General features: G+C 71.1%; 11 protein-coding genes and 2 pseudogenes. 1 reads left to right on the forward strand and 12 read right to left on the reverse strand.

The window, feature by feature from the left end; all coding sequences use genetic code 11:
• Window positions 1–10: 10 nt before the first annotated feature.
• The 8 genes and pseudogenes from gap to ABR571_RS07405 form a co-directional block, all read right to left on the reverse strand.
• Entirely contained in the window at window positions 11–1,015 is a 1,005-nt protein-coding gene (gene gap, locus ABR571_RS07370; protein ID WP_409452540.1) for a type I glyceraldehyde-3-phosphate dehydrogenase, read from the reverse strand.
• A gap of 125 nt (window positions 1,016–1,140) precedes the next feature.
• A complete protein-coding gene (locus ABR571_RS07375; protein WP_409452541.1) occupies window positions 1,141–1,443 on the reverse strand; it encodes a hypothetical protein in 303 nt (100 codons plus the stop codon).
• 48 nt (window positions 1,444–1,491) lie between these two features.
• Window positions 1,492–2,472, reverse strand: a complete 981-nt coding sequence (gene whiA, locus ABR571_RS07380; RefSeq protein WP_409452542.1) for a DNA-binding protein WhiA — start codon at window positions 2,470–2,472, stop codon at window positions 1,492–1,494.
• 12 nt (window positions 2,473–2,484) lie between these two features.
• On the reverse strand, window positions 2,485–3,468 hold the full coding sequence (yvcK, locus tag ABR571_RS07385) for a uridine diphosphate-N-acetylglucosamine-binding protein YvcK (protein WP_409452543.1): 984 nt from the start codon (window positions 3,466–3,468) through the stop codon (window positions 2,485–2,487).
• Between the two features lie 8 nt (window positions 3,469–3,476).
• Window positions 3,477–4,385 (reverse strand): RNase adapter RapZ, encoded by a 909-nt coding sequence (gene rapZ, locus ABR571_RS07390; protein WP_409452544.1) that lies wholly within the window; start codon window positions 4,383–4,385, stop codon window positions 3,477–3,479.
• Complete coding sequence (uvrC, locus tag ABR571_RS07395; RefSeq protein ID WP_409452545.1) at window positions 4,378–6,396, reverse strand: excinuclease ABC subunit UvrC; 2,019 nt, start codon at window positions 6,394–6,396, stop codon at window positions 4,378–4,380. The genes rapZ and uvrC overlap by 8 nt, the downstream gene beginning before the upstream one ends.
• Window positions 6,397–6,410: 14 nt before the next feature.
• Window positions 6,411–6,896 carry a hypothetical protein gene (locus ABR571_RS07400; RefSeq protein ID WP_409452546.1) on the reverse strand — a complete coding sequence of 162 codons (486 nt, stop codon included), beginning with the start codon at window positions 6,894–6,896 and terminating at the stop codon, window positions 6,411–6,413.
• A gap of 94 nt (window positions 6,897–6,990) precedes the next feature.
• A pseudogene (locus tag ABR571_RS07405) lies at window positions 6,991–7,143 on the reverse strand (MFS transporter); the annotation flags it as partial.
• Between the two features lie 165 nt (window positions 7,144–7,308).
• Here ABR571_RS07405 and ABR571_RS07410 point away from each other — a divergent pair.
• On the forward strand, window positions 7,309–8,085 hold the full coding sequence (locus ABR571_RS07410; RefSeq protein WP_409452547.1) for an ArsR/SmtB family transcription factor: 777 nt from the start codon (window positions 7,309–7,311) through the stop codon (window positions 8,083–8,085).
• Here ABR571_RS07410 and ABR571_RS07415 read toward each other — a convergent pair.
• From ABR571_RS07415 to ABR571_RS07430, 4 genes and pseudogenes are all read right to left on the reverse strand, one after another.
• Window positions 8,070–9,086 carry an adenosine deaminase gene (locus ABR571_RS07415; RefSeq protein ID WP_409452548.1) on the reverse strand — a complete coding sequence of 339 codons (1,017 nt, stop codon included), beginning with the start codon at window positions 9,084–9,086 and terminating at the stop codon, window positions 8,070–8,072. The two genes, ABR571_RS07410 and ABR571_RS07415, sit on opposite strands and share 16 nt — an antisense overlap.
• 41 nt (window positions 9,087–9,127) lie before the next feature.
• Window positions 9,128–10,111, reverse strand: coding sequence for an aldo/keto reductase (locus ABR571_RS07420; RefSeq protein ID WP_409452549.1), 984 nt, complete (start codon window positions 10,109–10,111; stop codon window positions 9,128–9,130).
• Between the two features lie 10 nt (window positions 10,112–10,121).
• Complete coding sequence (locus ABR571_RS07425) at window positions 10,122–11,366, reverse strand: MFS transporter (protein ID WP_409452550.1); 1,245 nt, start codon at window positions 11,364–11,366, stop codon at window positions 10,122–10,124.
• Between the two features lie 49 nt (window positions 11,367–11,415).
• Window positions 11,416–12,398: pseudogene (locus ABR571_RS07430) on the reverse strand (excinuclease ABC subunit A); the annotation flags it as partial.

The raw sequence follows: 12,398 nt of genomic DNA on the forward strand, positions 1-12,398 counted from the left end.
CACCGGCCCGTTACAGCGACGAGCCGACGAGCAGAGCGAGGTCGACCAGCCGGTTCGAGTAACCCCACTCGTTGTCGTACCAGCCCACGACCTTCACCTGGTTGCCGATGACCTTCGTGAGGCCCGCGTCGAAGATGCACGACGCCGGATCGGTGACGATGTCGGTGCTGACGATCTCGTCCTCGGTGTAGACGAGGATGCCCTTGAGCTCGCCTTCGGCCGCGGCCTTGTACGCCGCCTTGACCTCATCGGCGGTGACGTCCCGGCCCACGGTGACGGTGAGGTCGGTGGCGCTGCCGGTCGGGACCGGGACGCGCAGCGCGTAACCGTCGAGCTTGCCCTTCAGCTCGGGCAGCACCAAACCGATGGCCTTCGCGGCGCCGGTGCTGGTCGGGACGATGTTCAGCGCGGCCGCCCGGGCGCGGCGCAGGTCCTTGTGCGGGCCGTCCTGCAGGTTCTGGTCCTGGGTGTACGCGTGGATCGTCGTCATCAGGCCGCGTTCGATGCCGAACGAGTCGTTGAGGACCTTGGCCAGCGGGCCCAGGCAGTTCGTGGTGCACGACGCGTTGGAGATGATCGTGTGCTTGGCCGGGTCGTAGTCGTTGTCGTTCACGCCCAGGACGATGGTGACGTCCTCGTTCTTCGCGGGCGCGGAGATGATGACCTTCTTCGCCCCGCCGTCGACGTGCACCTTCGCCTGGACGGCGTCGGTGAAGATGCCGGTCGACTCGATGACGACGTCGGCGCCGATCTCGCCCCAAGGCAACTGGGCGGGATCGCGGTGCGCGAAGGCCTTGAACGACTTGCCGTCGACGGAGATCTCGTCCTCGGTGGATCGGACCTCGCCGGGGAACCGGCCGAGGATCGAGTCGTACTTGAGCAGGTGCGCGAGCGTCGCGTTGTCGGTCAGGTCGTTGACGCCGACGATCTCGAGGTCCGCGCCAGCGGCCACTGCGGCCCGGTAGAAGTTGCGCCCGATGCGGCCGAAGCCGTTGATGCCGACACGTACGGTCACTGCTGTTGCTCCTTGGGATACGCGATCACACGGCGTTTGTTCTCGCCCTGAACACTATCGGGTGCGGGCGAACCGGCTTCGCCGTGCGCGCTACCAGCGGGTAGCGACGAGACCACCTTGGGGTGTCATTTCCTGGTCGGGCGCGGGCGGGGGCGCCCGGCGGGGTCATCGGGCTCGCCCGTCCCCGCCGCCGGCTTGTCCTCGGTGTCAGGGCCCCCGTACGCCTCGCTGAACTGCTTGGCGGTGTCCTTGGCCCGTTCCCGCAGCGTGCCGAGCAGCTTGCCGGCGGACAGCGCCGCCTTCTCGACCTTCGGGCCGGCGGCTTCGACCGCCTTGGCCACCTTCGGGCCGGCCGCGGCGGTCGCCTTGGCGATCGCTTCACGCGGTGTGGGCCGGCCTGGATCCTCGGGGGGTCGTTGCGTCGGCATGCGTCCAGCCTAAGCCGATCGGCCGTCCGGGTGAACGGGCCCCCGACATCAGGGGGCGAGCATCTCCGGGGTGACCGCCGATTCGGTGTCCGGAATGTTGAGCTCCTGCGCCCGCTTGTCGGCCATGGCGAGCAGGCGGCGAATTCGCCCGGCGACGGCGTCCTTCGTCATGACCGGGTCGGACAACGCGCCGAGTTCCTCGAGCGAGGCCTGCTTGTGCTCCAGCCGCAACCGGCCCGCCTGCAGCAGGTGGTCGGGCGCGTCGCCGTCGAGGATCTCCAGCGCCCGCTCGACCCGCGCTCCGGCCGCCACGGCGGCGCGGGCCGACCGGCGGAGGTTCGCGTCGTCGAAGTTGGCCAGGCGGTTGGCCGTCGCGCGCACCTCGCGCCGCATGCGCCGCTCCTCCCAGGCCAGGAACGACTCGTGCGCACCGATCATGGTGAGCAACGCACCGATCGCGTCGCCGTCGCGCACGATCACGCGGTCACCGCCGCGCACCTCGCGGGCCTTGGAGGTGATCCCGAGCCGCCGCCCGACGCCGACGAGCGCCAGCGCCGCCTCGGCCGAGGGGCAGGTGATCTCGAGCGAGCACGCCCGCCCCGGTTCGGTGAGCGACCCGTGGGCCAGGAACGCACCGCGCCAGGCCGCTTCGGCATCAGCGACGCCGCCGGCTACGACGTGATGCGGCAAGCCTTTCACCGGGCGTCCGCGCAGGTCGACCAGCCCGGCCTGGCGGGCCAGCCGCTCGCCGTCCTTCGCGACCCGGACGAGGTATCGGCTGCCCTTGCGCAGACCACCACCGGCGACGATCTGCACCTCGGAACCATGGCCGAAGATGTCCGCGATCTCCTTGCGCAACCGGCGGGCCACCGAGCCCGTGTCGAGCTCGGCCTCAATGACGATGTGACCGCCGATCAGGTGCAGGGCACCGGCGAAGCGCAGCATCGTGGCCAGTTCGGCCTTGCGCGCGGACATGCGGGTGACCGGCACCCGGCTGAGCTCGTCCTTGACGGCCGCCGTCATCGCCATCTGATCGCCCCTCTACCCGGTCCGTGCTTCGGGACCAGGTTCGTCATCCAGCACGTGTTGGATCGCTTCGCTCAACCGCGTTGCGTCGTGGCGTTCCGCGCTGTCATCTGCCGCGAGCCTAGAGACTACGAGACGCGCGCCGATCGCGCCCACGTGTCGGGTGAGTTCGGCGGGGTCGAGCACGGACTCCGTGTCGGCCAGGACGGCGTCGATCTTGAGGCCGCCACACGGGGCCGCATGCTTCAGCAGCAGGTCGAGGAGCTGGTGCGGTTCGTAGTCGTCGGTCTCGCCGGCCTGCGGAACGAGATTGAGAATGACCACCACCCGCGCCGGCGTGGCACACAACGCCGTGCCGAGTTCGCGCAGCAGCAGATGCGGGATGACGCTGGTGAACCACGATCCCGGTCCGAGCACGACGACATCGGCTTCGCGCACGGCGTCGGCCGCGGCCGCACAGGCCGGTGCACCGGTCGGCAGTAGCCGCACGCTGCGGACCCGGCCGGGCGTGGCCGCGATCGAGGACTGCCCGCGGATCTGTCTGGTGCGGTCCGGGTGATCCGGGTCGAAGCGGTCGGCGAGCGCGACCAGATCCAGCGGAACCGGGCTCATCGGCAGCACCCGGCCGACCGCACCGACCAGCTCGGCCAGCTGCGCGAGCGCGGCGACGGGATCGGTCTCGCGCTCCAGCAGCGCGGTGAGCATCAGATTCCCGACCGGATGCCCAGCGAGGACACCGTGCCCGCCGATGCGGTGCTGGAGCAGATCGGTCCAGCGCGCGTGCGTGGGATCGGTGGCGGCCAGGGCGGCCAGCGCCATGCGAAGATCGCCGGGCGGCAGCACCTTCATCTCCCGCCGGATCCGTCCGGACGACCCCCCGTCGTCGGCGACGGTGACGATGGCGGTCAGCTCGGAGGTCAGCAGTCGCAGGGCGGACAGCGAGGCGTGCAGGCCGTGCCCGCCACCCAGCGCCACCGCCCGCAGTGCGGCTTGCGTCATTCGCGGACTCATTCACGACCCAGGTCGCGGTGCACGACCGTCGTCTGCACGCCCATCGCGGTGAGCCGGTCGGCCAGTTGTTCCGACATTGCCACGGACCGGTGCTTGCCACCTGTGCAGCCCACGGCCAGGGTCAGGTAGCGCTTGCTCTCGCGCGTGTAGCCGGCACCGATGATGCGCAGGATGTCGGTGTAGCGGTCGAGGAACTCGCCGGCGCCTTCCTGGCTCAGGACGTAGTCGCGCACGGACGGATCCTGGCCGGTCAGGTCACGCAGCTCGGGGATCCAGTGCGGATTGGGCAGGAACCGGACATCGACGACGAGGTCGGCGTCGACCGGTAGCCCGTACTTGTACCCGAACGACAACACCGTCGCCCGGAGAGCGGGGCGCCGCTCGCCGCCGGTACCGGTGAAGGCCGATTCGATCGAGCGGCGCAGCTCGTGCACCGACCGGTCGCTGGTGTCGATGACCAGATCGGCTTCGTCGCGCAACCCGCTGAGCAGCGCGCGTTCGGCCGCGATGCCGTCGGTCAGGCGCCCGTCGCCCTGCATCGGATGTTCCCGGCGGACGTTCTCGAAACGGCGCACCAGGACGTCGTCACGTGCTTCGAGGAACAGCACTCGCGGGCGCATGTGCCGGTCGGCCAGATCGCGGATGACCGTGCGCAGATCCTTCGAGAACGCGCGGCTGCGCACATCCATGACGACGGCCAGCCGGGTCACCGCTCCCCCGCTGCGGCTGCCCAGGTCGACCAGGGTCTGGATGAGTTCGGGCGGCAGGTTGTCGACGACGAAGAACCCGAGATCCTCGAAGCACTTCGCGGCCGCACTGCGGCCGGCGCCCGAGAGCCCGGTGATGATCACCGTCTCGAGACCGCCGGATACCGCCGCCGCGCGCTCCCGTACCGGTTCACCCATGTGTCGGCCTCATGGCGTCATCTTGCAGCACCTCACCGGTGGTGACGTTCACGGCCGGGGCGGCGTCGGTGGGCACTGCGAGTGCCGCGACGACGGCCTCGGCCGTGTGCCGCCCGACACCCGGTACCTGCATGACGTCCTCGACCGACGCCGCGCGCAGCCGCTTGATGGAGCCGAACTGCCTCAGCAACGCCTTACGGCGGGTTTCCCCGAGGCTTGGGATGTCGTCGAGTGCGGACGTGGTCATCGCCTTGGACCGCTTCTGCCGGTGGTAGGTGATCGCGAAACGGTGCGCCTCGTCGCGGACACGCTGCAGCAGGTACAGCGCCTCGGATGTCCGCGGCAGGATCGCCGGGTACTCCTGGTCGGGCAGCCATACCTCTTCGAGGCGCTTGGCCAGGCCGGCCAGGGCGACGTCGTCGATGCCCAGTTCGGTCAGCACGGCCTGGGCCGCCGCCACCTGCGGAGCACCGCCGTCGACCACGAGCAGGTTCGGCGGGTAGGAGAACTTGCGGGGGCGCCCGGTCGTCGGGTCGATGCCCGGCCGGGTCGTCTCGGCGGCCTCGGCGGCCGGATCGCTGTCGGCGTCGGCACCGGTCTCGACCTGCTCGTCGAGGTAGCGGGCGAACCGGCGACGGACGACCTCGGCGATCCAGGTGACGTCGCCCGAGCCCTCGCCGGTGTAGCGCAGCGCGAAGCGCCGGTATTCGCTCTTGCGGGCCAGCCCGTCCTCGAACACGACCATGCTGGCCACCACGTTGGTGCCCTGCACGTGGCTGATGTCGAAGCATTCGATGCGCAGCGGCGCAACACGAAGGTCCAATGCTGTTTGGAGCTCGTCGAGAGCTCGAGACCGTGCGGTGAGATCCGATGCCCGTTTGAGCTTGTGTTGGTTCAGGGCCTGGGCGGCGTTGCGGGCCACCGTCTCAGCGAGGGCCCGTTTGTCGCCGCGTTGGGGTACGCGCAGCGATACCCGCGAGCCGCGCAGGCCGGACAACCACTCCGAGAGCGCGTCGGCGTCGTCGGGCAGGACCGGGACGAGCACCTCGCGCGGGATGCCGGACGATTCCTCGTCCTCGCCGCCGTACACCTGGGTGATGAACTGCTCGACGAGGTCACCGGTCGACATGTCGTCGAGCCGGTCCACGATCCACCCGCGCTGGCCGCGCACGCGCCCGCCGCGCACGTGGAAGACCTGCACGGCCGCCTCGAGGTCGTCCTCGGCGAAGGCCACCACGTCGGCGTCGGTTCCGTCGCCGAAAACCACGGCCTGCTTCTCCATGGCCCGGCGCAGCGCCTCGAGGTCGTCGCGCATCCGCGCCGCCAGCTCGAACTCGAGGTTCTCGCTGGCCTCGACCATCCGCCGCTCGAGCCGCTTCATCATGAGGTCGGTCTTGCCGGCCATGAAGTCGCAGAAGTCGAGGACGATGTCGCGGTGCTCCTCGGCGGTGACCCGACCGACACAGGGCGCGCTGCACTTGCCGATGTAGCCCAGCAGACACGGACGGCCGACCTGCCCCGCCCGCTTGAAGACGCCCGCTGAGCAGGTACGAGCCGGGAACACCCGCAGCAGCAGGTCGAGGGTCTCGCGGATCGCCCAGGCGTGTGAGTAAGGCCCGAAGTACCGCACGCCCTTGCGCTTCGGGCCGCGCATGACCTGCAGGCGCGGGAACTCCTCGTAGAGCGTCACCGCCAGCGAGGGATAGGACTTGTCGTCACGGTAGCGGACGTTGAAGCGCGGGTCGAACTCCTTGATCCAGGTGTACTCGAGTTGCAGCGCCTCGACCTCGGTGCGCACGACCGTCCACTCGACCGACGCCGCCGTCGTCACCATCTGCCGGGTGCGCTGGTGCAGCCCGGCGATGTCGGCGAAGTAGGAGTTGAGCCGCTGGCGCAGGCTCTTCGCCTTGCCGACGTAGATCACCCGGCCGCGCTCGTCGCGGAACTTGTAGACCCCCGGCCCGACCGGGATCGTCCCCGGGGCGGGGCGATAGCTGGACGGGTCGGGCACGGTTCCGAGGTTAGTCACCGGCTCCGACGGCTTCGACCGCTCAGCCGGAGCACGCTTCCGCGGAACTCCTCCGGGCGGGACGTCCTTCGATCGTCGTGGCCGCGAGCGCAGCCGCGATGGACCACAACAGGGCGCAGACGACCGCCAGCACGTGCAGGCCCGTCACGAAGTGGCCCGGGCGAAGCGCCGAGCCGGACGGACGCCGTGGTTAGGCCGGCGCCGCAACCCAGCACTCCGAGTCCCACGAGCAGCGCCGGCAGTCCGCCGCGCACACCGACGCCGAGCAGCGGCAGCGCCCCGACGGTCGCTGCCAGGCAGCCGCTGACGACGGCGGTCCGCGGACCGCGCCGTGCGGTGAGCCGGCCCGAGACCGGGGCGAGAACGACCAAGGGCACGGCCATAGGCAGCACGGCCACACCGGCACGGACCGCCCCGAAGCCGCGGACGACCTGCAGGTAGAGGCTGACCACGAACAGCAGCCCGTTGAAAACCAAGTTCATCGTCAGCGCGACGACGTTCGGCCCGACGAAGGCGCACCCGTGCGGTGATCAACATCGCCGCCACCGGTGCCGCCGCACAACCGAGCGACGCGGTCCCGAACACTGCGAGGCCGACCAGAACCATCCGGCGATGGCCGAACCGGTCGCCCAGCGTGCCCCCCGCGAGCAGCAGGCTGGCGATGCTCACCGCGTACCCGTCGACCACCCACTGCAGGGAGGCGACGCCGAGGCCGAGCCCGGCGCCCATCCGGGGCAGGGCGACGTTGAGATCGTCACGTCGAGCAGCACGAGGAACATGCCGGCGCACATGACGGTCAGGACCCGGCTCGGGCGATCTAGGGCAGCCATGCCTCCAGCATCGGCCGGCGACACTTCGGTCCGTACCGAAGGATGCCAGGCGCAGACTGGGCAGGTGGACACCGATAGCACCGCCAAGCGCGCGGCCGACATCGCGCCGGTCGCCGCGCTGCTGGCCGATCGCACTCGGGCCCGGATCATCGCCGCGCTGGTCGACGGGCGTGCGCTACCGGCGTCGGTCATCGCCCAGGAAAGCGGCGTGTCGGCGTCGACCACCAGCGAACACCTCGCCCGGCTCGTGACCGGCGGCCTGTTGCACGTCGAACCGTCCGGCCGGCACCGCTACTACCGCCTGGCCGGCCCGGACGTCGCCGCCGCAGTTGAGGCACTCGCCGTGATCGCCCCGCAGCCGCCGGTCACGTCCTTGCGCGAGTCGACGCGGGCGGCGGCGATGCGGCGGGCCAGAACGTGTTACGACCATCTCGCCGGGCGGGTCGGTGTCGGGCTGATGCAGGCGTTCGTCGACCGGGGCGCACTCGTCCGGGTTGACGGCCGAGCGGGCACGCTGCCCCATTCGGCCGACCGATCGGCGGCGCCGGCCCGGACCGAGCCGTACGCGCTGGGCCCGCACGCAGCGGAGGTGTTCGACGGCACCGGTGTCGAGCTCGACGCCCTGCTCCACCGCCCGGCCGGGGCCCGGCCGCTGCTGCGGTTCTGCGTCGACTGGAGCGAGCAGCGTCATCACCTGGCCGGTGCGCTCGGCGCCGCCGTCCTCGACCGGGCGCTGCAGGCCGGGTGGGTGGTGCGCCGGCCGAACGGACGAGCCGTCGACGTGACCGACGCCGGGCAGCGAGCGTTGCGGCAGTCCCTCGGCCTTCAGGACGTCGCGTAGCGGTCGATCTCGGCAAGCAACGCGGCCTTGCCGGCGTCGTCGAGGAAGGACGCCCGAACTCCCGCGCGGGCCAGCTCCGCGACTCCGGCGGGGTCGAGCCCCAGCAGCCCCGCGGCCACCGCGTATTCCCCGTTCAGCGTCGTCGAGAACATCGGCGGGTCGTCGGAGTTGATCGTCACAGGGACTCCGGCGGCGACGAGGGCGGGCAGCGGGTGTTCGGCCAGGGACGGCACGGAGCGGGTCCGCACGTTCGACGTGGGGCAGACCTCGAGCGGGATCCCGGCGTCGCGCAGGTGCGCCAGGAGTCGCGGATCCTGCGCGGCGGCGATGCCGTGCCCGATCCGCTCGGCGCCGAGGTGCGTGAGGGCGTCCCACACCGTCTCCGGGCCGGTCGACTCGCCGGCGTGCGGAACGCTGTGCAGCCCCTCCGCGATCGCTGCGCGGAAGTGCGGCGCGAACTGGGCCCGCGGCACCCCGATCTCCGGACCGCCCAGGCCGAAGCTGACCAGACCGTCCGGGCGGTGCTTGGTCGCCACCTCCAGGGTGACGTCGGCGGCCGGGACACCCGCCTCACCGGGGATGTCGAAGCACCAGCGCAACTCGACGCCGTGGTCGGCGCGGGCCCGGCGGCGGGCGTCCTCGACGGCCTCGCAGAACGCCTCGGCCGGGATCCCGCGGATGATCGACGAGTAGGGGGTCAGCGTCAGCTCGGCATAGCGCACCTGCTGGCCGGCCAGTTCCCGCCCGATCTCGTAGGTCAGCGTCCACAGGTCCTCGGCGTCGCGGATCAGGTCGACGACCGACAGGTAGACGGTGATGAAGTGCGCGAAGTCGCTGAACACGAAGTAGTCGGCGAGCATGTCCGGATCGGCGGGCACCGGAGTCGATCCGGCGTGCCGGGCGGCAAGTTCGGCCACGATCCGCGGCGAGGCCGATCCCACGTGGTGGACGTGCAGCTCGGCCTTGGGCAGCCCGGCGATGAAGTCAGCGAGTTCGGTCATGCTCCAAGAGTCTGACACATCCATGTCAGGTTTACCGCGGATCACCAGCGGTCGTGGACGAGGGCCCGGATCCGGCGGTCGTACAGCTCGCGGACCGCGGCTCGCGTCGAGTCGTCCAGCCGCGGCAGCTGGGCCGCTGCCGCGTTGCCGGCGGCCTGCTCCGCGGACCGGGCGCCGGGGATGACCGCGGTGACGCCCGGTTGGTCGATGACCCAGCGCAGTGCCAGCTGGGCCGGGGGCACACCGTCGGGTGCCAGGGCGGCGAACTCCTGGGCGGCGGCCACGCCGGCGTCGAAGTCCACGCCGGAGAAGGTCTCCCCCGCGTCGAATGCCTCGCCGTGCCGGTTGAAGGTCCGGTGGTCGTCGGCGGCGAACGTCGTCTCGGAGGTGTAGCGGCCGGAGAGCAACCCCGATGCCAGCGGCACGCGGGCCAGCACGCCGACGCCGGCGGCCGCGGCGGCGGGCAGCACCTCGTCCAGCGGTTTGCGCCGGAACGCGTTGAGGATGATCTGGATGCTGGCCACGCCGGGCCGCGCCAGGGCGGTCAGCGCCTGGGCCGCCGTCTCCACGCTCACGCCGTAGGCGGCGATGCGCTGTTCGTCGACCAGGGTGTCGAGGGCGTCGAAGACCGCATCGTCGGAGTAGACGGCGGTCGGCGGACAGTGCAGCTGCACGAGGTCGAGCCGATCGGTCCCCAGATTGCTGCGCGAACGGTCGGTCCAGTCGCGGAAGTTGGGGAGGACATAGTTCTCGGGCAGCTGCTCGACGCGCCGGCCCATCTTCGTGGCCACGAGGATGTCGCGGCCGGGGTGCTGGCGCAGGAAGCGACCGATCAGCTGCTCGCTGCGGCCGTCGCCGTAGACGTCGGCCGTATCGAACAGGGTCACGCCGGCGTCGACGCTCGCGGTGAGAACGTCAAGGGCCGTGGACTCGTCGACGTCGCCCCAGTCGGCGCCGAGCTGCCAGGTGCCGAGTCCGACGACCGAGACCGGCCGGCCGGTGCGGCCGAGGATGCGGGATTCCATTCCCGCCACGCTAGTGCGCCAGGGCCACCGGCTCGTCGGGGGCGCTCGGAACCGGGGCCGACGGCGCGCCGCCGCTCAGTTCCGGGTCCGGAGCTGGTCGATGCCGCAGCGCCAGCAGGCCGATCGTCGCGGCCCCGAGGCCGATCAGGCCGCACACCACGAAGCCCCCGTGCCACCCGGCCGCGTCGATGGCGAGCCCGGCGACGGGTGCGCCCAGCGCACCGCCGGCGGTCATCGCCGATCCGTGCCAGCCGAGTGCCTCGCCGCGAACCCGTTCCGGCACGCTGGTGGACAGCGCGTCGACCGCGGCGGTGATCGTGGGGGCGCAGAACAGCCCGGTGAGGAAGAGCAGCGCGGCGATGACGAACGCGTTCTGCGCCAGCGCGACCGGCACCGTGGTGGCGGCGAGCAGCCCGAGCAGGACGGGGACCGGGATGGACCGGTGCAGGGCGCCGTAGACCAGGCCGCCGACGGCCGAGCCGAGGCCCCAGAGACCCAGTTCCCACCCGATCCACGGCTGGTGGCCCAGGTGGCGCAGCGCAGCGACCACGCCGACGTCGGTTCCGGTGAGCACGACCGTCGCGCCCGCGCTCATGGCCAGGACGGCCAGCACCTGAGGGGTCATCCATCGCCGGACCGGGATCCGCGGCCGGCCCGGCTGGGCGCCGTCGTCCGCCCGGCGCAGTGGCGGGTTCGCGAACCAGAGCCGGACGCCGCCGGCGATCGTCGCGAACTCGCAGGCGAACAGGGCCCAGGACGTCGGCCAGTAGGTGGCCAACAGCACCCCGGCGGCCGGCCCGATCATGTACGACATCTCGACCGCGACCGAGTCCATGGCCAGGACGGTCCGCCGCCGGGAGTCGTCCACCGCGCACATCAGCGCCTGCCGGATGATCGAGAAGGTCGGCACGAGGAAGAGGTTGGCGACGGTCGCGAGCACCAGCAGCGGCCAGTAGCCGACGAACGGTGCCACGCTCCAGCAGGCGCTGAGCACGGCCAGCGACGGGACGATGGCGCGCCGCAGCCCGAGCCGGTCGAGCAACCGGCCACGCCACGGCGCGCTGACGGATGCGGCCACGGTGGCCACTCCGACGAGCAGCCCGGCCGCACCGTACGAACGGTGCAGATGGGTGACGACGTGCAACGTCATGACCACGTTGCCGGCCCACAGCGGTACCCGCATGACCAGGCTGAGGAGCAGGACGCGCCGCACTCCCCCGCTGCGCAGCACGTCGCGATAGGCCTGCGTCCCCATGCCGTTCACCCTGCCACCGGGGTACGACACGTTTTCCGAACGACCGGAGCTACGCGCTCTTGGCGGCGGACCGCTTCGCGGGCGGCCGCTTCGCCGCCGGCGTCTTGGCCCGCGGCGTGCGCGGTGCCGCGGACTTCGGGCCGCCGGCGGTCCGGCGGCCCTCCAGCAGCGGCGCGAGGAAGCGGCCGGTGTGTGATTCGGGCGCCGAGGCGACGTCCTCCGGCCTACCGATCGCGACGACCTGCCCACCGCCGGAGCCGCCCTCGGGTCCCATGTCGATGATCCAGTCGGCGGTCTTGATCACGTCGAGGTTGTGCTCGATGACGATGACCGAGTTGCCCTTGTCGACCAGCGAGTGCAGCACGCCGAGCAGCTTGCTGACGTCTTCGAAGTGCAGGCCGGTGGTCGGCTCGTCGAGGACGTAGATCGTCCGCCCCGTCGAGCGCTTCTGCAGTTCGGCCGCCAGCTTGACCCGCTGGGCCTCACCGCCGGACAGGGTCGGCGCCGGTTGCCCGAGCCGCACGTAGCCGAGGCCGACGTCGACGAGGGTGTCCAGATGCCGGGCGATCTTCGAGATCGGCTTGAAGAACTCGGCCGCCTCCTCGATCGGCATCTCGAGGACCTCGCTGATCGTCTTGCCCTTGTAGTGCACGTCGAGCGTCTCGCGGTTGTACCGGGCGCCCTTGCACACCTCGCAGGGCACGTAGACGTCGGGCAGGAAGTTCATCTCGATCTTGATGGTGCCGTCACCGGCACAGTTCTCGCAGCGGCCGCCCTTGACGTTGAACGAGAACCGGCCCTGTTGGTAGCCGCGGATCTTGGCTTCGGTGGTCTCGGAGAAAAGCTTGCGGATGTGGTCGAACACGCCTGTGTAGGTGGCCGGGTTGGACCGCGGCGTGCGCCCGATCGGCGACTGGTCGACGCCGACGACCTTGTCGAGCTGCTCGACGCCGCGGACCCGTTTGTGCCGGCCGGGCGGCAGCTTCGCGCCGTTGATCTTATTGGCCAGCGAGGCGTACAGGATGTCGTTGA

Origin of the sequence: Jatrophihabitans sp. (genome assembly GCF_046262535.1) — a bacterium.
Taxonomy (GTDB): domain Bacteria; phylum Actinomycetota; class Actinomycetes; order Mycobacteriales; family Jatrophihabitantaceae; genus Jatrophihabitans.